This window comes from Paracoccus angustae (assembly GCF_042648745.1).
GTDB lineage: Bacteria > Pseudomonadota > Alphaproteobacteria > Rhodobacterales > Rhodobacteraceae > Paracoccus > Paracoccus angustae.
In genome coordinates, this window is sequence record NZ_JBHRXY010000037.1 from 1 (window position 1) to 22,508 (window position 22,508).

Genomic DNA, 22,508 nt, shown 5'->3' on the forward strand with positions numbered 1-22,508 from the left:
GTGATTCATCAGTAGCTCACCCATTCCGTCATGGATGCGCCCGTGTAGTCCTGCATCCGAACCACGATGCTCCTGAAGCCTCGGCCATACTCGTCCTGAAACCCTTTGCCCGTCCGCTGCCTGATCGTGTCATCCAGCCATTCAGGCAAGGCATTGTCGTTGGAAGGAAATCGGACCCACTCACCAGACGAAGGCGCATATCCGTAGCGAACCGTGCTGGTGTAAACGTCTCGTCCTCCGCTACCGCTCGTCACATGTTTGGAAAGCTGCCAGAGTTCGATGGCATCACGATATTTGGCAACCTCGGGCGGTATGCTGTCAGAACCACCTCCACCTGGCAGGCTTACACTGTGACCGCCCATGGGGCATCGCCACAGTTGCAGGGGCGGCTCAACCGGCCAGGGTGTGATGCGGCGGATTAGTTCGGCCTTTGCCGCGCTGCACTCTGCCGAGGCCGGAAAACCGCCTGCCAGACATAGAAGGATTGCGCAGTCGATGGGGTAGGCGGCAGCAGGCGATGCAAAGCTGAAGGCGGTTGCTACACATGCGGCAGCACCGAGGGTCTTAACCTTCATCTGAACCTCCTTGTTGACGGCCAGTAGCACGTGTAGGTCTCAACATACAACATAAATGAATTATTTAACGATTTCATCTTTATTCGCTCAGGAATTTTTCTTTGTATCGCTCGTGCCAGACATTCGACTGTTGGATGATGTCGGTCTGGGACTTCTGCAGGCAAAGGAGATAAGCGTTTAAATCATTGAAATATCGTATGTATTCTTCTCTTTCTTCTATTCCGTGCCGCTCCAGAGTAGCTTGATCCTCTATGGGATCAGCGGGAGGGACGCACAGATGCAGAACTTGAGGCGCAGGGATGTATGGTCCTGATGAAGCCACCTGAACCAAGGCTATGACAGCAAGTGGACCGATCATGCACCTGCCTTCCAGCAGTGCGACAAAGCCCGCCCAGGTGTGACCGACTCCAACTGTAGATGTGCAAGAGAGAAGGTCATGGTTCTTTGACGCAGTAGAAGTTATTTGCGCCAGTTCTGAGGGTGAAGTTTTGGAAGTTAAAGGCCAGTGGCTAAATAGACAGAAGATTTAGCCAATAAGACGATTGCCCTTGACTTTCTCTGTTAACCAAGCCTAGCGCCGATCAACAGGTTGATACGGCCCCGCCGAATACATGATTTTGTAATAAGAAAAAATAAATAGAAGGTGCGCCAAAATAGTCAATGCCGCATGACCGCGGCATTGATTATTTATTGATTAACATAATTGATTATTAGATCAGGTTCATTCTCACTGCCGTGCTGACAGCACTGGTGGTATTCCGGGCACCCAGCTTCTTTTGCGCACTATCAAGTCGGGCCTTCAAACCTGAGACACTGATACTCATTAATTCTGCAGCTTCACTCTGCCGCAACCCGCTGTGCATCAGTCTCAACGTCTCTAGTTCTTGATCAGTCAAGGCAACCCGCGACCGCGTAAAGAGCTGAGCCCACATCTTCACCTTAGACATGAGCAGCGTCATCTCTTCATCTGTCAGTTCACGATCAGGCCGTGCGATAGACAAGAATGATCGTTTCGATCCTATCTTGACGACAAATGTAGCTCCATACTTCAGGCCGTGTGCCTTGGCCCGAACCATGATCTTCCGCATGTCGGGCAACTTCACCTGCGACCACCGGACCATCCCCTCACGCGTGATCGTCCAGACAGCCACGGGATCTCCGAAGAAGTAGTTCTCGGTCTCGTATTCCTTGGTCCACGCGTCCGGATACTTGTTCATGAAGAAGTCCGGCTGGCCGAAGCGCAGTCCGAAGCCAAGAAAATAACCTGACAAACCAATGGCTTCAAGCTGTTGAAGCTCAGCTTCGTGGTTGGGGATCGCGATCTCAAGCATAGCGGAATGTCAAGCCTTTTCGTGAAAGTGTCCTTATCTCCTGTCTAAAAAGACAAGTGAGTGTCAATGCCAAAAATCTTCCTCTATGCCAGCCAAGCAAGAGAACGGCAGAAGGCCCGGACAACGATGAAGAGCATTGAGGACAGAGTGCGCCCGAAAGCGGTGACTATCTCTGCGGAGGCAAACTTCACAGTAGATATGGCTCAAAACCTGCTCACGATGTTTTCGCACCTCACCGAAGGCCAGGAAATTACTGTCAAATTCTCCAATGCCGGTGTCTGGGCCGTGACCCCCCATGGCATTCGTTTGTTTATAGGTTCGACACAAGTGTTTGAAGTAGGTGGCAATGATGATGATGCAGGCAAAACAAAAGTTCAGTGAAGCTGCGCAAAGCGGCTACCATGTTGAGGTTGTCCGCTGCCCCAGCAATCTGGATCGCTGGCACTTGGTGAATGAGTATTTGAAGCTACGCAAAGAGGTCTTCGTGGACCGCTTGGAGTGGCCTCTCTTTCACGCTGAAGAGCTTGAGTTCGAACAGTATGACAGCTTCGATACTGTCTATGTCATTGCCACTCTTAACGGTGTGACAGTCGGGGGTGCTCGGCTGCGTCGTGCCAACCAGGTCAGCGGCAAAGGTCAACTGCAATACAGCTACATGATCAGGGATGCGTGCCTGGGTATCCTTCCCGGTCTACCGGACAACCTTTGCTATGAGGTTCCTTCGATGGACACCTCCATGTGGGAGATCACCCGTATGGTGGTGAAGGGGCCACGTGAAATCTCGCGGATGATCCTGGCGAAGGTCAACGAGTTCCTAAGCGAAGAAGGCGCTGAGACGGTGCTCTTTCTAGGGTCGCCAGCGTTCAAGCGTATGGCCAACTCGCTGAACTGGCCGGTCAAGCAACTCGGCCCTGTAACCGGCAACGACGACGGAGCCTTCCAGGTCTTCGAGTGCCCTGTGCGCAAGCTGGAGTAGCCCTAGCCGCGCAAGCTGGCGCAAACAAAAATGATCTTCGCAAACAATTCATTTATTGTTGACTAACAATAAATGAATTGTTAGACATGTGTTGATCTAGGTGAAACCAGCTAGTGCGAGCAACCCAACATAGTGCATTAAGGCACCTGTCAACGAGCAGGAGCCAACAATGAGTCAAGTCATACCTCCAGTGATACTCAGCGAGGATGTTGCGCAAGTCGTAAACGAGGGCGGATCAGTTATCGTTATTTGCCTCGAAAGTGTTTCGAGAAAAGGAACGGCAGTCGTAGGCAAGTGGATTTTTGAAGTCGTATCGGCTGATAAAAAATCACGGCGGTTAGTGGTCTACAAAGTAAGAAACAAGGCAGAAACATCGCTCACAGTGTCGGGCGTTGCTTCAAAAATAATATCTTGGGGCTTCCCCGGAATAATAATACCTAAGGAAAAGGGACAAGCGTTTGAACTCTTCAAGGACGGCAGCTATTCTGCTGATTGGAGGTCTGACACTTAGCGCAAATGCCTGCCTCGGAAATGGCATGGTGCTTGTGCCAGGGTCCGATGGAACCTTCCAATACAGAGAACAAAGTAACGGTTTTGCCCGCCACTATGGCTCCGGTGGGCAACCGATAATCAGGGAAGCCGAACGTCAGGCTTCGCTTCCAGACAACTCAATGTCTTTCCTGGCCCAGCCGGAACCCAGTTTTCGAGCGCCACGGGCAGTCGCGGCAAGGCCAGAAGTCCTCAGTGCCATTGATCAAACAGCGATGCGCTACGGCGGTCATGCTGCTTTGCGCAAAGCTGGCATGTCCGTCACGGAATGGCGAAACTTCTACCGCGCCAATATTGAGATCGAGAGTGCCTACAATCCGAAAGCTCGCAGCCATGTGGGTGCTATCGGTCTTGGGCAACTCATGCCCGCAACAGCGGCGACGCTCGGCGTAAACCCCCACGACATGCACCAGAACCTCGATGGTTCTGCCCGATACCTGCTTCTTCTTCTCGATCGCTTCGGGACGAAGGAGCTGGCTCTGGCTGGCTACAACGCTGGTCCCGAGGCCGTTTCGCGCCACGGCGGTATCCCCCCTTACCGCGAAACCATTGGTCACGTCCGCAAGGTCATGGCCGTTTTTTCCCGACTGAACGGAGACACCCTATGAACAACACCATGCCGATCTCGGCCTATAATCTGGCGCTTTGCGCGCTCCTGGCGGTCGGCCTTTTCATGTTGATGACCTCGCCCGCACTGGCGGCAGGCACGATCAACCTGAGCCCGATCACCAATATCCTGACCGGCATCGCAAACACCCTGACCGGGCCGCTCGGCAAGGCCATGGCAACGCTTGCCGTGATCGGCATCGGTGCGGCCTGGCTGATGGGTTATGTCGATTTCCGCACCGTTATCTATGTCGTGGCGGGTATCGCCATCGTCGCCGGCGCGGCAACCATCGTGAACACCATGTGGGGCGCCTGATCCCATGGTCAGACGGTCCCTGCTTTTCCTCGGTCTCATCCGCCCGCCTCGCCTCATGGGCTTGCCGATGTTCTATGCCGTGATCTGGATGGCAGGGTCCGTCCTGGCCTTTGTGTGGGCCGAGAGCTTCTGGACGCTTCTGCTCTCGGCCCTTGCCTATCCGGCCTTCTGGCTGGCGGCGGAATGGGACCCTCATTTCTTCGATGTGGTCACTGTCGTCAGCCGTCAGACCCGCCGGACCAGAAACAAAGACCTCTGGGGTGCCGACAGCTATGAACCATAATCCTCGGATCGGGCCTGCCGCCCTCGACGTGCTGCCTTCATGGGTGCGCAAGGAACAGTCGGTGGCCTCCATGCTGCCCTATGTGTCTCTGGTGGATGATCGAACCATCCGCACCAAGGGCAACGAGTTTTTCCAGTGCATCCGGGTCAGTGGGTTGAACAGCCTGACCGTGGCCGATGAGCTGCTGGATCGCGCCAAGGACATTTTTGCCAGCATCATCGCCCAGACCGGCGACAAGTTCGCCTACACGGTCCACAAGGTATCGCGGCGCATCGACACCAGCCTACCGCCTGTGACGGGCGACAGCATGGCGGCGCAGATCGACCGGCGTTGGCAAGGCTACATGGGCCGCGCGAACCTGCGCGAACACACGATCACGATCACGGTCATCAAGCGGCCGGACGTGCTCTCGAAGATCCCGTTCAGCATCCAGAAATCCCGTGCGCTTCTGGCGGGCCAGATCAGCGCCCAGGTGGCGCAACTGAGCGAGGTTGTCTCGTTTCTCTGCTCGGCCCTGTCCGGCATGGAGCCGCGTGTGCTGACGGCCGAAAGCGGTGAACTGCTCGGCTTTCTCGAAAGCATCAACACGGGCATAGAGGTTCCGACCTTTCACACGGCCCTCGACCGCACGATTGCGGAAACCGTCTCGAACACCCGCGTCACCTTCAAGGGCGACAAGATCTATCTGAGCGGCGGCAGCCTGCCGGATCGGGTCGGCACCATCTATTCGATCAAGGAATATCCCCGCGAGTCCTTCGTCACCATGTTCGATGAACTGGACCTGCCGGTTGATATGGTGGTCTCCAACTACTTCGTGCCGGTCAACAACAGCGTCATGGAAGAGCGGGTCGCCCGCGAATTGCGCCGCCGTGACGCGATCAACGACAAGGCCGAAAACCTGATCCTTGCCCTGCAGAACGGCCAGAACCGGCTGGCCTCGGGAGAGATCACCTTCGGGCAGCATCAGATGGCGGTCGCGGTTTATGCCGACAGCGAAGAAGAGCTTGGCCGCATCAGTTCGATGATCCGCAACATCGCCGTCACGGCGGGCGTGAAGCTGGTTTCGCAAGGCTATACCGCGCGGACGGTCTATTTTGGCCAGCATCCCTGCAACCGGGCCTACCGCATCCGGGAAGGCGCAATCACCAACGAACAGTTTGCCGACATGGCCGCGCTGCATCGCGCCGCCATGGGCAAGCCCGGCTCTCGGGTGCCCTGGGGCACCAACATCACATGGTTTCCAACCATCACGCGCAGCGCCTATCGCTTCAACTTCCACGAGGAAGGCGATCCGCAGAAAGAACCCTCCAACGGCCATACGCTGATCCTCGGCCGCATGGGATCGGGCAAATCGGTGCAGGCAGCGTTCCTGGCGGCACAGGCGCAGCGGGTCGGCGCTCGGGTCTTTGTCTTCGACTATCGCCGGGGCATGGAAATGGCCGTGCGCGCCCTCGGCGGCACCTATTCCGAACTGAAGGCGGGCGAACGCACGGGCCTCAACCCGCTTTGGACGGAAACCGATACAGCCGGGCAGGAATGGCTGAGCGACTGGCTCATTCACCTGATGGAAAGCGGGCACAGCCCCCTTCAGCCTGAACAGTCCCGCGCCGTGCGTCATGCCGTGCGCCAGAACGCAGAGGTGCGCAATCCGCGGCTGCGGACCTGGAGCCAGTTTGCCCAACTGGTGGGTGCCACCCATGACGGGGGCGCACTTGCCGACAGGATGAACGAATGGACCGCCGGACACCGCTTTGGCTGGATCTTCGGTCAGGAGGTCGAGGACAGCTTTTCCCTCGACGGTCAGTTTGTCGGCTTTGACCTGACCGACATTCTGGACACCGACAACCAGAAGGCCCGCATGGCGGTCCTGTCCTACATCTTCCGCCGCATCGAGCGGAAGATCGAGGACAAGCGCCCGACGATCATCATCATTGATGAAGCGTGGAAGGCTCTCGACAACAGCTATTTCGCGGGCCGTATCGAGAACTGGCTCGTCACGGCGCGAAAGCAGAACACCGTTGTCGTGATGATGACGCAGTTTGCGCACCAACTGAACGCCTCGGCGCATGGGCGCACGCTGCTGCAAGCCCTGCCCACGAAAATGCTGCTCCCGAACAAGGAGGCCAGCGTCAGCGATTATGACGGCCTCGGCCTCAACCAAAAAGAGCTGGAAATCCTCATGGGGGTGAACCCCGGCTCGCGCGTGGCGCTCCTGCGGTCCGATGACGGCTCGCATGTGATCGACACGGACCTTTCAGCCCTCGGCCCGCTCCTGACCATCCTCGGCGGCATGAAGGCCGGTGAGGCTCTTGTGGGGGCGGATTACCGAACCCGGCCTGATTTCTGGAAAGGATTTGATGATGCGTAAACCTGTCCTCCTGGCGCTCCTTGGCTCTCTTGCCCTGTCGGCCTGCGCAGGCACGCAGTCACAGCCCATCAAAAGCAAATGCTTCACCGCGCGGGGCGATCTGACCTGCGATCTGCGGCCCCTGCCTGAACTGTGGGGCGAGGCGCGGCAGGATGCCGTTCGCAAGGTCGGCTTTTATGAAAACGCGGTCGAGGACGGTCCTTATGCGCAGCCCTGACCGGCTGTTTCCTTGGCCGTTGGCGGCAGCGGTGCCGCTGGTGGCGCTGATGCTGTCCAGCACGTCGCTGGCGCAGGGTGTTCCGGTCTTTGATCCGGTCAAGAATGCCAAGGAAGCCGAGATTACCGCGCAGATGGAAGCTGACCTGGCGCTGCAACGGCAGAAGGCGGAGGAAGCGCGCAAGAGGCTTGAGGCAGATCGCCAGCAGGTTGAGACCCTGGGCGATGTGTCGGGCGGAATGATCCTGCCGGGTGGCGGCGCAGGGGCCGCTGCCATGATCGCGGACCTTGAAGCGGCCGGGGATGGAAAGCAGGCGGTCTATGCCACGGACAACAGCGCGGCGGCTGAGCAGCTTTTTGGCGAGGGTCGGGAAAACGTCGAGCAGATCATCATCCGCGCGGCCAGGGACACGCATCATCTTCAGAAAGCGGGCCTGTCGCTGATCCAGTGGCGGTGTTGGGTGCAGGCGATGATCTGGCAGGAAAGCCGCTTCAACCCTCATGCAGAGTCGCCGGTCGGGGCTTATGGCCTAACCCAGATCATGCCCGACACCGCCGGCGACCTGGGCATCCGGTCCACCTATCGCTCCGACCCCTACATTCAGGCAGAGGGCGGCGCGCGCTATCTGGCGCAGCAACTCAATGCCTTTGACGGCGACATGATCCTGGCACTCGCGGCCTACAACGCGGGGGCGGGCAATGTCCGCAAGCATGGCGGCGTGCCGCCCTTCGCGGAAACCCGGAAATACGTCCAAGTCATCCCCGCCAAATACCGCGAATACATGGCAAAGCTCGGGGCGGCAGACCAGATAGGCTCCATCGAGGCCTCCTATCTGGCGAATGCCGAAAAGGCGATGATCGGCGGTGCCGTCGCGCAATATGCCGACGAGGCCGGGCAGGACATGGGCTTGGCAATGGCCCGGCTCGAAGAGGCCATGTCGCGGCTCGATCAGACGGAAAACGCGGCCGAGGCGATGGCTCTGAACAGCTTTGTGCGGGCGGAATTTGCCCGGCTTCTGGTCATTCGGACCCGGCTGATCGCGACCCGTTCCAAGCCGCTTTCGGCCGAGGCGGTGGCTGCGGCGGCAGCCTTTGCCCAGGAACGCAGATTTATGGATTTCCAAGGGAGGTTGTGATGCGAAACACCATCACCAGTTTATTTCTCGGTGCAGGTTTGTGCGTGACCTCGACGCTGGCTGTCACGTCATCCGGTTTTGCCCAGGGCGTGCCGACCATCGACACGCAGTCGATCACCCAGCAGATCACGCAGATCAAGCGGATGCTCGAAGACTTCGGCATCCAGTCCGACATGCTGGATCACCTTGTCGATCAACTGGCCGAACTGCAAAGGCAGACGGCGGAGCTGGAGGGCATCTATGCCGTCCTGACCGGCAAGGCCGATATTCAGGGCCTTCTCATGGGCGGCGGCCTCGACACGGTTCTTGACCCAAAGATGACCAGCATCCTGCAAGCCGCTGGATCGGCAAGCACGGGTGATTGGTCGGGGGTATCCTCGGGCTATCGCACGGCGATCCAGACCAATGCAAAATCGACCATGAGGGAGGCGGGCCTCGATCCTGCCCGCGTCGAGACCATGGGCAAGAGCGGCAGCGTGGCGGAAAAGCGGGCGGCGACACAGGCCACGACAGGGGCCTTGGTGGCGGCGACCGCCGATACCGCGCAGCGCGAAACCTTTGTCAGCCTTCAGCGCCTCGATACGCTTGTGGCCGAGATCCCGGAACAGACCGGCATCAAGGAGGCGATCGATCTCAACACCCGAATGATGGGCGAGGCGGTGAAGGAGCTGATCCTGAACAACCAGCTTCTCGCCATGCAGAGCTATGGGATGGGCATGTCGGATGTGTCGCAGGCGAGTGCCTGGGCGCAGGAACAGGAAATGCTCGACTTCCAAATCCCGGACCTGAGGTAAGGCCCGATGTTCGATCTCAAGAAAAACAAAAAGGCGAAAGCCGCATCCGTCGCTCCGAAGATGGTCAGCGAAACGGAGGAAGAACTGATCTATGGCGAACGCCGCCGTGGCGCGTTCTGGCAGAAGTTCGGGATTGCCGGTTGGGGCTTTGGCGCCCTCGGTTGCCTCATGGCAGCCGTGGTCGCGGCCAGTCACGAAACCCCTGCCCCGGTCCTCGTGCCGTTTGATCCGTCGAGCGGCATGGCGCTGCCGACCGCGAACCTGCAAGCCATATCCCTCGATCACCGGGATGCGGTCGTTCAGTCGCTTGTCCATTCCTATGTGCGCGACCGCGAGACCTTCAATCAACTCGACAATGATGTGCGGGTCCGCTCAGTCATCGACCGTTCATCCGGCGCAGCCCTGGCCTCGATGCGCAGCCTTTGGTCCTCGGAAAACCCGGACTATCCCGAACGGAAATACGGACCCCGCGCCCGGATGGATGTGGAGATCCTGTCGGTCACGCTGATCACCGAGGATCGCGCCCAGGTCCGGCTGCGCAAGCGCCTGGCCGATGATGGGGGCATCACCGAGGGCCTGTTCAGCGCCACCCTGGCCTTCCGCTACGAGACCACCGAGGCCCGGCCTCTCGATGAGGTTTGGACGAACCCCTTTGGCTTCAGTGTCTACGAATATGCCATCACGTCTGACCGGTTGGAGGTCCAATGAAACGCGCTCTTGGTTTTGTTGCAGCCCTGGCTGCTGCCAGCATGGGTGTCTCCGAGGCTCTGGCTGAAGTCACGCCCCGCGCCGGAAATCTCGATGCCCGTGTCCGCTATGCCCAATGGGTCGATGGACAGGTTTACCGCATCCAGACGCAGATGGGCCGGGTCACGTCCGTGGAGTTTGGCCCGGATGAACAGATCACCTCTGTCATTGCGGGCGATACCGTCAGCTTCAACTTTGACGCGGTGCCGGGCGGCAGTGCCTTCGTGATGAAGCCCACGACCAGCGGTGCTGCCACCAACATCAACGTCTATACCAACAAGCGGCAATATTACTTCGAGGTCTCGGAGTCGTCCTCCGCGCAGTTCTCGGTGGTCCGCTTCACCTATCCGCGCGGCTCGGGCGGCACGACGCCTGCCAACCGGCAGATCGCCCGTGGGCCTGCCAATCATGACTATGGTGGAAACGTGGTGAACGGCACGACGCCCACGCAGGTCTGGGATGATGGTGCCTTCACCTACTTCAAGTTCCGCCGCAACGGCGAGCTGCCCGCGATCTTCAAGGTCACGGCCGGACAGGAGGTCACGGTCAACTCGCAGACCATGCCTGACGGCGTGGTGCGGGTGACGGGCACAAGCCCCTTCTGGGTGCTGCGCTTGGGCAAGGTCGAGTCCACCGTGGGGATGATGAAAGCCGTGAGGTTGGTGAAATGAGCGATGGGGCAAACAACGATCTTCGTCAGCGGCTCGCCTCCCTGAACGATCAGGAGGCCGGAAGGGGTGGGACCGGACGGGCAGCCAAGCCCGGTGCGGCCAAGCTGGCCCTGGCTCTCGGCGGCGCAGCCGTTCTGGCCGGTGCGGTCTATGTTTATAGCCAACCGGAAGGCGAGACGGTTCTTCCCGTCAGGCAGGCTCAGGAGTTCCAGCCGGAAGGCAGCGGCTTTGGGGACATGGACCGGCCGCAGCGCGAGGAACCCGCGCCTGAACCTGCTGTCGTGGTGGAGACTGTGCCGGACCCGGTTCCGGCCCCCGACAATTCGGAAGTGATCGAGTTGATCCGAAGCCTTCAGGCGCAAGTCGATGCCTTGTCCAAGCCTGCACCCGAGGCTGAAAGCCCGGCATCGGACGGCGAGAACGAGGCCCTTGCCACCCTGCAGGGCGAGTTGGAGGACCTTCGCCAGCAAGCGGAAAACCGCGAGCGCGAGCTTCAGAACATGCTGAGCGACCGCGATTTGCAGATTGCGGGCCTGAACAATGAAATGGACATGCTGCGCCTGCAAGGCGGCGGGGGCTTCGTGCCGGGCAGCGACGATGATCTTTTGGCGCAGCGGCGGCAGGCCGCGGAAGAGGCCGCGCAACTGGAACAGCAGCGCCTGCAATCCTCGATGATCGCGATCGGCGGCGGCGATGGTCCCGGAGGGGCCATCGCGGAGGCCGCAGGCTTTGGTGATGCGGCAGCCGCGCAGCAGGCAGCGAAACTCAGTGACGATGCCGCCTTTGTGCGCAATGCCGGACGCCCGGTGCAGGTCCAACGCGCGGAAATCATCGTCAACCCGGCCAACACCGTCACGCAGGGCACGATGATCCAGGCGGTTCTGGAAACCGCCATCGACTCGACCCTTGAAGGTCCGATCCGGGGCGTGGTGACAACCGATGTGGTCAGCTATGACGGCTCGCGCATCCTCATTCCGCGTGGCTCAAAGCTGATCGGCAGCTATTCGGCGGATGTGGATATCGGGCAGAACCGCCTTCTGGTCGCGTGGGAACGCATCATCATGCCCGACAACCAATCGGTGCAGATCAGTTCCTTCGGCGGTGACGCTCTTGGCCGCTCGGGCACGACCGGCAAGGTCAACAGCCACTTCTTCAAGCGGTTCGGGGCGGCGGCGCTGATTTCTACGATCTCTGCCATTCCTTCGCTTCTGGAAGATGAAGACAGCGACGGAGGCGTGACGATCTCGACGGGCGGCTCGGACGCCGCAACGGGCGTGTCGGATGCTCTTGGCGGCGCAACGGACGCGGCTATTGGAAAATACATCTCGATCCCGCCGACGATCACCGTGGCCCAGGGCACCCGCGTCACGGTGATGGTGGACCGCGACCTGGAGATATTCTGAGCATGGATGACCTGAGCCACGGCAGCTATCTCGATGAAGCCCTGGCGGCGATTGGACCTGTCATCGACAGCCCTGCCCTTGTGGAAATCGCCATCAACCCGGACGGGCGCATCTGGTCCCTCCGGCATGGCGACGCAGCCATGCAGCCGGTGGACCGCACAGCCATGAGCGCGATGGAAATAGACGATCTCGGCCGACGCATCGCCAGTGCCGGGCGGCTGACCATCGGCAAGGAGGCCCCGATCATCTCCACCTCCGTGATCTACAAGGGACGGCCCATCCGCGCCCAGGTGGTCACGGCCCCAGCCGTCTCGACGGGCGCGGCGATCTCGCTGCGCTTCTTCTCCACCCTGCCCCTCGACCAGATCACGGTCAAATACCTCCATGGCCGGGAATATTCGGTGGATGGAGCCCGCGCCGAGATGAAGCGCGAGTTGAAGGCGCTTGCGGCCTCAGGCCAGATCGACGCGGCCATGGCCTTTATCGTCGCGCACAAGATGAATGCCCTGATCGCGGGGGCGACAGACAGCGGAAAGACCGTCTTTGCCCGCAAGATGCTCTCCTATGTTCCCGACAGCGAGAGGCTGATCACCATCGAGGACGCGGCAGAGCTGGTGCCTGCGCAGCCCAATGTCGTGACGCTGATTGCGGACCGCGACAGCCGGACCCGCTCGCCGGATGTTCTGCTCACGTCCTGTTTGCGAATGCGGCCTGACCGTCTGGTTGTGGGCGAGGTGCGCGGCAAGGAAGCCATGACCTTTATCGAGGCCATCAACACCGGCCACGGCGGCTCGATGACGACGATCCATGCCGAAACACCGAAGCTGGCCTTGGCAAAGCTCGCCATTATGGCGCTGAAGGCGGACCTGCCGCTCACCTATACGGACACGCTGCGCTACATCGGCAGTTCCATCGACGTGGTGATCCAGACCGGCCGTGCCGGCGGTGACCGCGGCGTTCTCGAATTCTACATCCCCGACAACGGCGACGAAGGAGAAGCCCCCCATGTTTGACCGCAACTCGATGCTGCTTGGTGCAGCGGCGGCAGCCGTTGGCATGATCGCCGGGGCGGTGGTGATGACCAACATGCTTCGCGCTGATCCGCCGCCGTTCCCAGAGTCAGGGAAAATGGCTGAAGCGGCCCAGGCTGAACGGGACTTCATGGACTTCACGATGCCGGACCTGTCTGAACCTCAAACCGGCGAAAAGAGGTCGCGGCATGGCTGCGTCATGCCTCCGCTGCCGCAATGGGCGGATGACCTGCCACCCGCCGAAGCGCGGCGATCCCTGATCCTGCAACATCTCTACAATATCAGTCGTCAACAGGCGATCATCGAGACCAACTCCTGCCCCTGCGAGGTTGAGTTTCCATCCTGGGATGAAGCCGAACGGCAGTATGAGGAACTGACGGCTGGCAAGGATCGGGATGGGATTTTTCAGTTTTCGGCCCAGCTTGGCCGGAAGGAAGGCGACACCCTGAAACAGTCGCTGGATATTTGTAAAGCATGGAGAGGGCGCTGACATGTCCGCTGTCCAACTGATCGTGGGTTCAGCCGAGTCCTTTCTGACCAATGCCGCCAGATCGACATTCCTGGGGCTGGTGGAAGCCTCTGGAACCCTCGTGGGCTATATGGCGGTTCTGGCCGTGGCCCTGGTCGGCATCAACATGATGCTGCAACTGCGTCCCATGACCTGGGGGCACGCCTTGGCCCTGATGATCAAGCTGGCGCTGATCGGCATCTTCGCCTGGAACTGGAACCAGTTCTGGGCTGTGGCGGGCGGCATCCAGAAAGCCATCGAGGCCACGGCAGGCGGCATTCTGGCATCAAGCGGAGACGGCCTGAGCGGGCCGACGATCACCGATGGATTTGCCACTGCCATTGACGAGATGATGGACAAGTTCACCCTTGCGGCCACGAACATCGCTGCGGAAATGGGTGGCTGGTTTGTGACCGCCGTTGTCTCCGGGATCTGCCTCCTGCTGATCGGCACCATATCGGCCTTCTCTGCCGTCCTGATCCTGTTCCCGAAGGTGGTCATCACCGTGCTTCTGGGTCTCGCCCCGATTGTCATTGCCCTGACCTTGTTTGAGGCGACAAAGGGCTTCTTCGAGCGGTGGGTGTCGGCCTGTGTCAGTTGGTCTCTTTACCCCCTGTTCATCGCCTCGATCTTTTCGATCATGATCTCCATGGGGACCGACCTGGTTGGACGCATCGGAACCTCCAACTTCGCCAGCATCGGGGCATTCGTGCCGTTCATCGTCCTGATGATCCTGATCCTGATCTGCATGGTGCTCCTGCCCTCCCTTGTCAGTTCCGTGTCTGGAAACATGCAGATGATGGGCTTGGCGGCTGTTGGTTACATGGCGGGGAAAAACGCAAGGACGTATATGGGGGGCCTAAAAAACACTGCTGCCGCGGCTAAATCCACCGTCCAAGCGGCCCAGCAAACATACCGGGGTGAGAACGCGATTGGTCGCAATGCCCAAGCGTTCGCAGCGCATCCGGCAGTCACCCAAGCGTCAACAGGCGTGGCTGAGTCCATAAACCGGATGCAGGACAAGGCCCGCGCGTTGGCAAAAAGATAGTGTTCAAGCGCGCGGATCTAACGACAAAAAAAGCAGGCGGCCCGAAGGCCGCCTGTTTTTTAACTTGCTTCTAGGGACAGTCCATCATCGTCCGGCGAGATCGTCTGAACCTTTTCAGTTGTAACGACAATCGCCTTGACGGCAGCATCATCGGTGGAAATTGCGATACCTGACGCTAGGTTTGGGTTAAGGCTGCGCCTCCGAACGATCACTGGCGCTGTCTTGTCAGGATTGTTGGCCGATTTATTATCGGACGATTTCTTTCCCACTTGCTCAAGCACAATATGTGGTAAGGCACCCTTGACCCGGCTTCTTTTGGTGACACCGCCGTCTACTTTCTGAGCCAGTTCTGTGATCTTGCTGGTGGCAAGCATGAGTTCGCCACGCATCGAACGCAGTTCAATATCCTTGGGATCAGGACCAGGCAGCGGGCCTTTCTGTGCTTGGAAGATAGGCTTCAGCACCTTGTCATCAAAGTATTTGATCCGCCACGCTTTGATCGGGTGATGCCCATTGGCAAGGATGATCATTTCATCCTCTTTAAGCCGCCCGGCCTCATCCTCGGTCAACAGGTCACGTTCTTCATGTCGCTCGGAAACGTTGATCCCGTTAAGGGGTCCCTTTCCGATGGTCCGGGACTTTGACGTGACCCGCACGGTAGTCTTGCCCACAGCCGCCGCCAACTCTGCCTTGGTGCGCTGCTCGGACGGGGCGAGATAGATCTTGACGCCTGCGCCGCCTTGCAACGAAAGCCGGGTATCTTCGCCATAAATCTTGTCGAGGGCAGGGATAGTCTGCGTCACCACAGCTAAGTGACCGCCGTAAGCCCGCAGCGTCTTGATGCTGTCGGTCACGCTCGGCATTCGGCCCAGCATGTCGAACTCGTCCAGCATGATCATGACCCGCCAAGGCTCGTCTTCACCGGGAAGATGGTCGTGAAGGCTCGACAGCAGATCCGAAAAGAACAGCCGGACGAGTGGAGCGATGGCACGGATCTTATCATGCGGCGGCGCCACGAAATAAGCGGACTGCGGAAAGCGCCGGAAATCCCGGAAGCTGAAGTCGCTGGTCTCCGTTGCCCGGTCGATAGCGGGGTTTGACCAGAGCGACAGGCCCGAGGTCATCAGAAGCGACAGATAGGAGGTCAGAGTGCGGTCATTGGTCGAGGCCAGGCGTTCGAACAGCAAACGGGCAGCCGGACTTTTCACATCATCCGCATACTTCATGTATTGCTTCTGCTTGTCGCCCCCAGCCGAAGCCAGCCGGTAAATCTCTCCCAAGGTCGGAGTGCCACGCTCAATCGCATAGATGCCGCAAGCAACAAACAGGTCAATGCCGCCGTCCAGCAGGCCCTTGGCACCATCATCCTCCGTTTGCAGGAACAGCTCGGCCAACATACGGATTTCCATCTGGCGCTGATCGGGGTTCGGCAGCGCGTTGATCCGGTCCAGAGGATTATAGCGGTGGCCGGGATTGTCCCAATCGAGGGGTGCAAATCGCCAGATCTTGTCACCCATAGACTGCCGGTGGCGGCTGGTCAGTTCGAAGTTTTCACCTTTCACGTCGAGAACCACGGCACTGCCCTGGAACAAGAGAAGGTTCGGAATAACGAAGCTGATCCCTTTCCCTGCCCCGGTGGGGGCGACCAGCAAACAATGAGGAAACGCCGCTGAGCAAAGAAACTTCCCCCTGCCCTTGGCTGGTCCCGTCTTGCCCACTACAAATCCGCGTCCGGGCTTTCCCAGAAAGCCGTTCTTTTTCAATTCACGCCTGCTTTGCCAATGCGCCTTGCCGAAGGTCGTCAGTTTTTCGGTGAGGACATTGGCCGCCAGCACTAGCGACAGAAGGACAAAGCCGCCCCAGATCAGGTTGAGGATCTGAAATGCTCGCGGATCGGTCGAACGCAGTGACGGGTATTCCCGCACGATCGCCAGCCAGTCGAGATACTGGCCGTTGTAGCCACGCCAGAAGGACAGAAACCCGGTGCCGACAATATAGGCGAAGCCGGTTCCAAGGACAGCAAACAGCAGCGCCCCGCCCAAGATGTGGAGCTTATTCATGGCCGCCTCCCTCATGACCGCGCTCTTGACGCTGCCGCTCGCGTTCCTCGCTCAACTGTTCGCTGATGCGCTCAAGGCCATGCCGGGCTTCCGGGTCGTTAGCCGCACGCAGATAGTCCCTTGCCATGGTCAATTGATCGTCGCGGTCACCGACCCCGCGCAAAACGTCCACATCTCCCTTCTTCAACCGCTCCAACTCGTCGCTGCTAAGAGTTTTCTCAATGGCTTCACGCAACCGTCTCTCGTCCTCGGACCCGACAGGACGCGCATAACGGGCCAGTTCGGCATAGTTAGGTTGAGCATGATGCTGCGATCCAATCGAAGTCGCAGGCGCATGATCAAGCACGTCCGACTCACGTGAACGCTCCATCTGGGAGGCAGTATCGAGACCTTCCCAATAGCGATACGCATCGGCGCTGTTATCAGCCGCTTCCCGCAGGGAGGAATAGGACTTGCTGTCATCAAAGGAGTAGGTCGACTCGCCCCCTCCTCTGGAAATCTCAAGGGCCGGATAGAAACGACCCTCATCTTCGATCACGACGCTACGGGTTTCTTCCACGCCATCACGAGACACCCAGTTGCCCTGAATATAGGCTCTAACCTCATCATCGCCAGGATACTCAGTGAGTTCGCTGGCGGTGGGCAGACCTGCAACCGGATCGGGGTTTTCCGTGCTTACTTCTACACCAGTGCTCCGGTTTGTGACTGCTCTCTGATGGATTGCATCATCCACGCCATAGGCGTCTGCAACGCGATCATAGGCGGCATCTACCACTGCGATAGCCTGCTGCAATTGTGCCTGGTCTCTCAGATCCAAGCCGCGCAGATCAGCTACGCTCTGTAGGTCATGCTGAACCCATCGTGCCTCAAGGGCCGCAGAATTGGCCCCCACGCGCATCCGAGCCTCGACCTCGACCGGATCGATGCCGGTCCCGTCTAGGGCGGCCGTCAGCTTGTCGCGTCCTTCCAGGGCAAACCGGGTGTTCACCATGCTTAGATTCTGGGCCGAATAGATACCTTCTTCGCTGGCGCTCTCGCGCAGATCACGCGACCGGGCGCCCAAGGGCTGCAGATGCTCTACAGAGGTCAGCGCCTCGGCCAGCTTGCGCTCCATGGCGGGACGCTGGTTCGGGGCCGCATTCTCAATGCGCTGCTCCGCATCATCAACGGCCTTTCTCAAGTTCGCGGCGGCTTTATCGAAATCTTCTACTAAGGACATATATGGTTCCCCTTTCGATATAATGGTGCCACCTCCGGCAAGGACCGAAGATGCCTTTTCAAATGCAGTTGCTAGATCCTGCATGTTCTGCTGCGAGGCAAAGCTCGCTAAATCGCGATAGCGCAGGGACCAGTCGCGAACTTCTTGGGTGGCACGGACCAGAGCATCACCAATTCGGGGCTTTCCTTCTGGTGCCTCGAAAGCGGTGCCAGTCTGTGCAGATCTTTCCCTGGCACGTCGCCACTCGCCGTCAGTCGGCGGATAATGAATATGACCTCGCTGCAAGCGCGAGGTGGCCTCAAGTCTAATGCCATAGCGATCAGCATGATCAACCATGGCCTCCTTGAAAGCCTCGTAACTGTATTCCGTGCCTCGGCGCAGGATGAAGTAATCTCCATCCTGACCTCTCCTGTTGACGATGATGTGGGCATGAGGATTTTTGTTGGGGCTGTCGGTATGAACCGCAATCATGTAGTCGAACCTACCACCCAGCTTTTCGCGGCAGATTTCTCCCGCGATCAGGCTGACATGGCTGGGCTTTGCCCCGCGCGGAAAGGACATAAGCATATGGCTTGTCCGTGCCGCATTCATTTGCCCCTTCCAGTTATCAGCCCAACGCGAAACAGCAGACTCGATCTGCTCCGGGTTCAGAACCTTCGCGCCGTCCAGCAGTCCTCTTGAATCGTGAACATCGACACTTTTGCTGAACAGGTAATTGAATTGAGCAGATAGCTGACTGCGCGAGGCACAACCGCCTGTGCGGATCATCTTGAAAATTGCTGGCGATGCGCCTTGGGCGGCGCGTGCCATATGGCGAGCTTGACCGGCCCCCCTACCCCGTCCAACCCTGCTCCAATCCTCATCGAAGAGTTTTCCGGTTACAGCAGAAACGGCATTAACGCGGCTCATCGTCATGCCCCTTCATCGTCGCAACAAACCTTCGGAGGGTCTGCGACGCACGCTTGCCTTCGATCTCGCGAACAACAGTTGAAACGCCGTCGATGTGCTCAAGAAGATCAGTTAGAAGCTGCTCCTGCGGCTTGGTCAGCTTGAGTTTTTGACCACGCCTCACCTCATAGTTTTTGGTCGCGACAAGCTGGTTCACGTTCCGCCCTATGGCTGACAACTGCGCCGCAACGTCGCGCAGCGCATCCGCCAGATCAGGGTCAGGCTCTAAAAAACCCGCTGGAACGCGGCAAACACGACGCAGGGCATCAGCCCTACTTGCAAGACCAAGACGGCCTGTGAACGCGTCGAATGCCCTGAGACTGTCACGATCGACAGTGAATGAGACTGGGGCGGTGCCAGCATTCGCAACAGCCTCCTTCTCGTGGAAGGCCCGCACAACCCGGTAAATGGTTGGGCGTGTGACACCATAGGTCTTCGCCAGGACTGTGACCGGCACGCCAGAACGCATTGAAGATACGATCTTCTTCACGTCGCTAGGACTAATTTTTGACGTTCTTCCAGCCATGTCCGATGTGTAAAAAATTAGACTTGTATTTCTTGCCAATCTACAAGGCTAGTGTTGGTCAAGACTGATGAAATGTCAATGAAATCTGGCTTGTCCGACACTAGCCTTTCCGTTTCAGGCAACAGTCTAAGCAGTGTGACGTGGCTAATAGGGACTCAGAGGCGCTGAGCGGGCCGCTGAGTGCCCTTAAGCTCTTCAAGGGTGCATCCCCTAGGGAGCAGCCCTTAGCCGCCCCTCAGCGGCCATGCAGGCGGCTCCCGTCGAGTGCTGCGTCCAGATCAAGCTAGCAACAAGGGCGCGACTGCAATCTGAGGCAACATTACGTCATCTCGCCGCGTCGCTTCTTCGCGTCGTCACTCCGCGTCATGACGTCGCGTCATGGCGTCCCGTCATCACGTCCCGCTTTTACGTCGCGTCGTCACGTCGCGTCGTCGCGTCGCGGCATTACGTCGCGCTTCTAAGTTGCGTCTTCACGTCACGTCGTTACGTCGCGTTGTCGCGTCACGCCATTGCGTTGCGTCGTAGCGTCGCGTCGTTGCGTCGCGTTGTTGCGTCGCGTTGTTGCGTCACGTTGCTTCGTCACGTCATCCCGTCGCGTCGTTACGTCGCGACGACTTGACATAGCATTGCTGGGCGGTAGGAATGAAAGTGAGCCTGCCATCATTAAACAATTTGCCTCAAAAGAGGCTGGGACAGAAACGGAGCTAACGAAATGGCAACTGTGCTTGGAATGATCAGCCGAAAAGGCGGCGCAGGGAAGTCAACTATAACTAAGCTCTTGGCCTCTGCCTTTGCCTTCACCGATCATAAATGCCTCATCATCGATTTGGACCCTAGCAAAGACATTGTGAACTGGTGGGTTACAGCGAATGAAACGGGTTACGCCGACAAGAACATCATTGTTCGCGCTCCGACCGATGCTGACGATCTATTCGATTTGGTCTCACGCTATGAGGATGAGGTCGAGTTCATCATAATCGACACAAAGGGCGAGGGTAGCTCTTGGGCAGTTGATCTAGCAAGTGTATCGGACGTTCTAATCGTTCCATGCATGAACGCTAAAGGTGATCGCGAACGCACCAAAGAAACATTAGAATGGCATCAGGATTTGAAAAGGAGGGCTGAGAACCCGGACTCGATACCGCCTCTCAGGATTGTGCTTTCCAGAGTGAAGCCAAACCTTCTGACGCACGTCCGGGGCAATCCGAAGCCAAAGGATCTAGCGGCACGTGAGTTTGAGCGCCATTACGAAATCATCGACCAGTTCAATCCTCTTGCCACGATGGTGCCAGAAAAGACGCAGTATCGTGAAATGGATGAACTAGGTCCCTTGGGTGCTGTTCTGACCAAGTGCAGAGACAGCGAAGACAAAAACGAAAAGCTCAAGGCTTTTCACTTCGAGGCTGCTCTAGCTCACGCCATCACTCTTGTGAATAACATCTTCGACGACAGGAGAATGGGGGATATTCATGGCGCGTGAACGCATCCGAACCACCAGAGAAGATGCCACCGGCTTCGAGGAAGGGGTGACGGGTGTTCGCAAACCCACAATCCTCAAGCCCTTCAATAAGGATGCCTTGGAAGCATTCAACAAGCGGAAGAAGGCCAGTGCAGCGCCTTCAGAACCGCACCCAAAGCTCTCAGGTTCACTTGAAACCGCCGTTCCTGATGTCAGCGAAAGCCTCCAGTTGCCAGCAGATAATACCCCTGTGCAACAGGAGTCGCTCCAGCAGGAACCGATCATGAGTGAGACCGAGACGGCACCCAAGGGTGCATCGGCTTCCACGGCTCCGGGCCTCGCAACGATAGTTCTTCCGCCCCGCGCTAAGCAGAACCGCGGAGTAAAAGTCGATGTGCGCCTCAGGCTGTTGGTCCGACAAGTGGAGCCCATGAGGAAGATCGTGGAGAGGGGCATCGAACCTGGCGACGTGCTGCGAACTGCCTACAGCCGTCTTCCAGAAATCCGGATCGAACCTCGCTACATCCCACAAGTGCAGGAACCAAGTGGGCCTTCCGAGTGGAACTACCGCACCTCTATCGCCGTGAAGAAGGAGATACTTCAGGCGATCCAGGATCAGGTTCTCAATGGTGCAGAGGCCCCGCGATCCAGTCTGATAGTCGGCCAGATCGAACGAGCTTGGTTCGCCTGCGTGGACGACACCATCAAGGAACTGTCGAAATGAAGCACATGGCTCTTGCCGCTGCCTTCTGTGTGGTTGCCGTTCCTGCATCGGCTTGGGAGGAAGAAACCGATTTCAGGGGGCTTCATATCTACACCGCCTCCGGTGACGGGATCTCCGCCACAGCCGTCTGTGATCCCGATGGTGCGTTCATTCCTCCGACCAACCACCTGAGCGTCACGCTCGACGGTGAACCGCTGGATGGGGACTATCTCATCAAGTCCTCGACAAAGACGCACCAAGGCAAGATGGTCTCCGGTTCCGCCGTCAGTCGCGATGGCGAAGACTGGAGGGGCCTCGTCGGCGTGCTACGCAGCGGGTCGCAGATCGAGCTGACGGCAAACGGCAAGACCTTCCGGTTGGACACAGGCTCCGCGTTTCCGGTTTCGTGTGGTGCTGACGCCTGAAACCTTCTGAGGCAGGCGGCCTTGCGTGGCCGGATCGGAATTGTCCATCCGTGGCAGACCCTTGCCACGGGCTTGCAGCCTACGAACGGAACGTGCCCCTACAGAGCGAAGGGACGTGAGTAGGCTGTGGTCAATTCCGGCAGTGATCGGGGCTGTGTTTGCCGCCATACCGCGGCACAAAAGGAACCCTTGGGGCAACCCTACGTTGAACGGCACTCCCTCCCTGACTCTCGCCCCGCCCGAAAGGGCGGGGCTTCTTCATGGGCTGACGGCGCAACCGTCTCCGCATCGCCGCGCACGCGGCTCCCGCGCGGATAGCGCAGGGCCAGGCGGGGCGGGGCCGGCTCGACGGCTCCGCCCCGCCTGGTCAACCTGATAGTCAAGGGAAAGCCCCCGCTGCTGTTGCGGGGGCCGGGTGTCAGATCGCGCTGATAAGCCGCTCTCCGCGCGTGGGGTGCATTTCGTAAATCAGAACCTCGATGCCGAGGCGGACGGCGCGGCGTTGGCCGCGCCGCTCCGCTTCCGCCAAGGTCGCGCAGATGATGGGCAGGTCGTCGGGGTCGTCCCGGATCTCGTAGGTGGTCAAAGCGCGACTCCCGGCTTGAGATTT

Annotated in this window: 26 protein-coding genes; 19 read left to right on the plus strand and 7 right to left on the minus strand. The window is 58.7% G+C overall.

Annotated elements, in window-relative coordinates; translation table 11 throughout:
* Positions 1-8 precede the first annotated feature (8 nt).
* The 3 genes from ACFOM8_RS19720 to ACFOM8_RS19730 form a co-directional block, all read right to left on the minus strand.
* Positions 9-575: a hypothetical protein gene (locus tag ACFOM8_RS19720; protein WP_246020838.1), complete on the minus strand. Its 567-nt coding sequence runs from the start codon at positions 573-575 to the stop codon at positions 9-11.
* 79 nt (positions 576-654) lie between these two features.
* Positions 655-933: a hypothetical protein gene (locus ACFOM8_RS19725; RefSeq protein WP_130992098.1), complete on the minus strand. Its 279-nt coding sequence runs from the start codon at positions 931-933 to the stop codon at positions 655-657.
* A gap of 352 nt (positions 934-1,285) precedes the next feature.
* Positions 1,286-1,906: a helix-turn-helix transcriptional regulator gene (locus ACFOM8_RS19730; RefSeq protein WP_130992097.1), complete on the minus strand. Its 621-nt coding sequence runs from the start codon at positions 1,904-1,906 to the stop codon at positions 1,286-1,288.
* Between the two features lie 66 nt (positions 1,907-1,972).
* Here ACFOM8_RS19730 and ACFOM8_RS19735 point away from each other — a divergent pair, with 66 nt between their 5' ends.
* The 16 genes from ACFOM8_RS19735 (at position 1,973) to ACFOM8_RS19810 (ending at position 14,558) form a co-directional block, all read left to right on the plus strand.
* Positions 1,973-2,287, plus strand: a complete 315-nt coding sequence (locus tag ACFOM8_RS19735; RefSeq protein ID WP_130992096.1) for a hypothetical protein — start codon at positions 1,973-1,975, stop codon at positions 2,285-2,287.
* Entirely contained in the window at positions 2,253-2,882 is a 630-nt protein-coding gene (locus ACFOM8_RS19740) for an acyl-homoserine-lactone synthase (RefSeq protein WP_130992095.1), read from the plus strand. Before ACFOM8_RS19735 ends, ACFOM8_RS19740 begins: the two co-directional genes overlap by 35 nt.
* 169 nt (positions 2,883-3,051) lie before the next feature.
* Positions 3,052-3,393 (plus strand): hypothetical protein, encoded by a 342-nt coding sequence (locus tag ACFOM8_RS19745; protein WP_130992094.1) that lies wholly within the window; start codon positions 3,052-3,054, stop codon positions 3,391-3,393.
* A gap of 25 nt (positions 3,394-3,418) precedes the next feature.
* On the plus strand, positions 3,419-4,039 hold the full coding sequence (locus ACFOM8_RS19750) for a lytic transglycosylase domain-containing protein (protein WP_130992093.1): 621 nt from the start codon (positions 3,419-3,421) through the stop codon (positions 4,037-4,039).
* An 8-nt stretch (positions 4,040-4,047) separates the two neighbouring features.
* Positions 4,048-4,353, plus strand: a complete 306-nt coding sequence (locus ACFOM8_RS19755; protein WP_377763986.1) for a TrbC/VirB2 family protein — start codon at positions 4,048-4,050, stop codon at positions 4,351-4,353.
* Between the two features lie 4 nt (positions 4,354-4,357).
* Entirely contained in the window at positions 4,358-4,636 is a 279-nt protein-coding gene (locus tag ACFOM8_RS19760; protein WP_130992091.1) for a type IV secretion system protein VirB3, read from the plus strand.
* A complete protein-coding gene (locus tag ACFOM8_RS19765; protein WP_130992090.1) occupies positions 4,626-7,004 on the plus strand; it encodes a VirB4 family type IV secretion system protein in 2,379 nt (792 codons plus the stop codon). The genes ACFOM8_RS19760 and ACFOM8_RS19765 overlap by 11 nt, the downstream gene beginning before the upstream one ends.
* Complete coding sequence (locus tag ACFOM8_RS19770; RefSeq protein ID WP_130992089.1) at positions 6,997-7,221, plus strand: hypothetical protein; 225 nt, start codon at positions 6,997-6,999, stop codon at positions 7,219-7,221. The genes ACFOM8_RS19765 and ACFOM8_RS19770 overlap by 8 nt, the downstream gene beginning before the upstream one ends.
* On the plus strand, positions 7,208-8,356 hold the full coding sequence (locus ACFOM8_RS19775; protein WP_377763988.1) for a transglycosylase SLT domain-containing protein: 1,149 nt from the start codon (positions 7,208-7,210) through the stop codon (positions 8,354-8,356). The genes ACFOM8_RS19770 and ACFOM8_RS19775 overlap by 14 nt, the downstream gene beginning before the upstream one ends.
* Positions 8,356-9,150, plus strand: coding sequence for a type IV secretion system protein (locus ACFOM8_RS19780; protein ID WP_130992263.1), 795 nt, complete (start codon positions 8,356-8,358; stop codon positions 9,148-9,150). The genes ACFOM8_RS19775 and ACFOM8_RS19780 overlap by 1 nt, the downstream gene beginning before the upstream one ends.
* A 60-nt stretch (positions 9,151-9,210) precedes the next feature.
* Complete coding sequence (locus tag ACFOM8_RS19785) at positions 9,211-9,858, plus strand: virB8 family protein (RefSeq protein WP_130992265.1); 648 nt, start codon at positions 9,211-9,213, stop codon at positions 9,856-9,858.
* Positions 9,855-10,568, plus strand: a complete 714-nt coding sequence (locus ACFOM8_RS19790; protein WP_130992262.1) for a TrbG/VirB9 family P-type conjugative transfer protein — start codon at positions 9,855-9,857, stop codon at positions 10,566-10,568. The genes ACFOM8_RS19785 and ACFOM8_RS19790 overlap by 4 nt, the downstream gene beginning before the upstream one ends.
* Positions 10,565-11,971: a TrbI/VirB10 family protein gene (locus tag ACFOM8_RS19795; protein ID WP_377763990.1), complete on the plus strand. Its 1,407-nt coding sequence runs from the start codon at positions 10,565-10,567 to the stop codon at positions 11,969-11,971. The genes ACFOM8_RS19790 and ACFOM8_RS19795 overlap by 4 nt, the downstream gene beginning before the upstream one ends.
* 2 nt (positions 11,972-11,973) lie before the next feature.
* Positions 11,974-12,984 (plus strand): ATPase, T2SS/T4P/T4SS family, encoded by a 1,011-nt coding sequence (locus ACFOM8_RS19800; protein WP_377763992.1) that lies wholly within the window; start codon positions 11,974-11,976, stop codon positions 12,982-12,984.
* The gene (locus ACFOM8_RS19805; protein ID WP_130992259.1) at positions 12,977-13,492 is read left to right on the plus strand and encodes a hypothetical protein; all 516 of its coding nucleotides are present in this window, start codon (positions 12,977-12,979) and stop codon (positions 13,490-13,492) included. The genes ACFOM8_RS19800 and ACFOM8_RS19805 overlap by 8 nt, the downstream gene beginning before the upstream one ends.
* 1 nt (position 13,493) lies before the next feature.
* A complete protein-coding gene (locus ACFOM8_RS19810; protein ID WP_130992258.1) occupies positions 13,494-14,558 on the plus strand; it encodes a type IV secretion system protein in 1,065 nt (354 codons plus the stop codon).
* A gap of 59 nt (positions 14,559-14,617) precedes the next feature.
* Here the strand turns inward: ACFOM8_RS19810 and ACFOM8_RS19815 are convergent, their stop codons facing one another.
* From ACFOM8_RS19815 to ACFOM8_RS19825, 3 genes are read right to left on the minus strand one after another with little or no spacing between them, the layout of a single operon-like run.
* Positions 14,618-16,618, minus strand: a complete 2,001-nt coding sequence (locus ACFOM8_RS19815; RefSeq protein ID WP_130992257.1) for a type IV secretory system conjugative DNA transfer family protein — start codon at positions 16,616-16,618, stop codon at positions 14,618-14,620.
* The gene (locus ACFOM8_RS19820) at positions 16,611-18,752 is read right to left on the minus strand and encodes a relaxase/mobilization nuclease domain-containing protein (protein ID WP_377763995.1); all 2,142 of its coding nucleotides are present in this window, start codon (positions 18,750-18,752) and stop codon (positions 16,611-16,613) included. Before ACFOM8_RS19820 ends, ACFOM8_RS19815 begins: the two co-directional genes overlap by 8 nt.
* Positions 18,733-19,275 (minus strand): hypothetical protein, encoded by a 543-nt coding sequence (locus ACFOM8_RS19825; RefSeq protein ID WP_165455819.1) that lies wholly within the window; start codon positions 19,273-19,275, stop codon positions 18,733-18,735. Before ACFOM8_RS19825 ends, ACFOM8_RS19820 begins: the two co-directional genes overlap by 20 nt.
* 748 nt (positions 19,276-20,023) lie before the next feature.
* On the opposite strand from ACFOM8_RS19825, the gene ACFOM8_RS19830 reads away from it, so the two are divergent.
* From ACFOM8_RS19830 to ACFOM8_RS19840, 3 genes are read left to right on the plus strand one after another with little or no spacing between them, the layout of a single operon-like run.
* Positions 20,024-20,791: a ParA family protein gene (locus ACFOM8_RS19830; protein ID WP_130992143.1), complete on the plus strand. Its 768-nt coding sequence runs from the start codon at positions 20,024-20,026 to the stop codon at positions 20,789-20,791.
* On the plus strand, positions 20,781-21,494 hold the full coding sequence (locus ACFOM8_RS19835; RefSeq protein WP_130992142.1) for a hypothetical protein: 714 nt from the start codon (positions 20,781-20,783) through the stop codon (positions 21,492-21,494). The genes ACFOM8_RS19830 and ACFOM8_RS19835 overlap by 11 nt, the downstream gene beginning before the upstream one ends.
* Positions 21,491-21,898 carry a hypothetical protein gene (locus ACFOM8_RS19840; protein WP_130992141.1) on the plus strand — a complete coding sequence of 136 codons (408 nt, stop codon included), beginning with the start codon at positions 21,491-21,493 and terminating at the stop codon, positions 21,896-21,898. The genes ACFOM8_RS19835 and ACFOM8_RS19840 overlap by 4 nt, the downstream gene beginning before the upstream one ends.
* A gap of 418 nt (positions 21,899-22,316) precedes the next feature.
* Here the strand turns inward: ACFOM8_RS19840 and ACFOM8_RS19845 are convergent.
* On the minus strand, positions 22,317-22,508 hold a 192-nt coding region (locus tag ACFOM8_RS19845; protein WP_377763998.1), incomplete at its 5' end, for a hypothetical protein.

Coding starts and splice junctions, on each gene's coding strand:
- ACFOM8_RS19750 (WP_130992093.1), top strand. CDS start 3,419: ATGGTGCTTGTGCCAGGGTCCGATGGAACCTTCCAATACAGAGAACAA.
- ACFOM8_RS19780 (WP_130992263.1), top strand. CDS start 8,356: ATGCGAAACACCATCACCAGTTTATTTCTCGGTGCAGGTTTGTGCGTG.
- ACFOM8_RS19725 (WP_130992098.1), bottom strand. CDS start 933: ATGATCGGTCCACTTGCTGTCATAGCCTTGGTTCAGGTGGCTTCATCA.
- ACFOM8_RS19745 (WP_130992094.1), top strand. CDS start 3,052: ATGAGTCAAGTCATACCTCCAGTGATACTCAGCGAGGATGTTGCGCAA.
- ACFOM8_RS19810 (WP_130992258.1), top strand. CDS start 13,494: ATGTCCGCTGTCCAACTGATCGTGGGTTCAGCCGAGTCCTTTCTGACC.
- ACFOM8_RS19790 (WP_130992262.1), top strand. CDS start 9,855: ATGAAACGCGCTCTTGGTTTTGTTGCAGCCCTGGCTGCTGCCAGCATG.
- ACFOM8_RS19720 (WP_246020838.1), bottom strand. CDS start 575: ATGAAGGTTAAGACCCTCGGTGCTGCCGCATGTGTAGCAACCGCCTTC.
- ACFOM8_RS19765 (WP_130992090.1), top strand. CDS start 4,626: ATGAACCATAATCCTCGGATCGGGCCTGCCGCCCTCGACGTGCTGCCT.
- ACFOM8_RS19760 (WP_130992091.1), top strand. CDS start 4,358: ATGGTCAGACGGTCCCTGCTTTTCCTCGGTCTCATCCGCCCGCCTCGC.
- ACFOM8_RS19820 (WP_377763995.1), bottom strand. CDS start 18,752: ATGACGATGAGCCGCGTTAATGCCGTTTCTGCTGTAACCGGAAAACTC.
- ACFOM8_RS19800 (WP_377763992.1), top strand. CDS start 11,974: ATGGATGACCTGAGCCACGGCAGCTATCTCGATGAAGCCCTGGCGGCG.
- ACFOM8_RS19730 (WP_130992097.1), bottom strand. CDS start 1,906: ATGCTTGAGATCGCGATCCCCAACCACGAAGCTGAGCTTCAACAGCTT.
- ACFOM8_RS19775 (WP_377763988.1), top strand. CDS start 7,208: ATGCGCAGCCCTGACCGGCTGTTTCCTTGGCCGTTGGCGGCAGCGGTG.
- ACFOM8_RS19735 (WP_130992096.1), top strand. CDS start 1,973: ATGCCAAAAATCTTCCTCTATGCCAGCCAAGCAAGAGAACGGCAGAAG.
- ACFOM8_RS19835 (WP_130992142.1), top strand. CDS start 20,781: ATGGCGCGTGAACGCATCCGAACCACCAGAGAAGATGCCACCGGCTTC.
- ACFOM8_RS19830 (WP_130992143.1), top strand. CDS start 20,024: ATGGCAACTGTGCTTGGAATGATCAGCCGAAAAGGCGGCGCAGGGAAG.
- ACFOM8_RS19755 (WP_377763986.1), top strand. CDS start 4,048: ATGCCGATCTCGGCCTATAATCTGGCGCTTTGCGCGCTCCTGGCGGTC.
- ACFOM8_RS19770 (WP_130992089.1), top strand. CDS start 6,997: ATGCGTAAACCTGTCCTCCTGGCGCTCCTTGGCTCTCTTGCCCTGTCG.
- ACFOM8_RS19805 (WP_130992259.1), top strand. CDS start 12,977: ATGTTTGACCGCAACTCGATGCTGCTTGGTGCAGCGGCGGCAGCCGTT.
- ACFOM8_RS19795 (WP_377763990.1), top strand. CDS start 10,565: ATGAGCGATGGGGCAAACAACGATCTTCGTCAGCGGCTCGCCTCCCTG.
- ACFOM8_RS19815 (WP_130992257.1), bottom strand. CDS start 16,618: ATGAATAAGCTCCACATCTTGGGCGGGGCGCTGCTGTTTGCTGTCCTT.
- ACFOM8_RS19785 (WP_130992265.1), top strand. CDS start 9,211: ATGGTCAGCGAAACGGAGGAAGAACTGATCTATGGCGAACGCCGCCGT.
- ACFOM8_RS19840 (WP_130992141.1), top strand. CDS start 21,491: ATGAAGCACATGGCTCTTGCCGCTGCCTTCTGTGTGGTTGCCGTTCCT.
- ACFOM8_RS19740 (WP_130992095.1), top strand. CDS start 2,253: ATGATGATGATGCAGGCAAAACAAAAGTTCAGTGAAGCTGCGCAAAGC.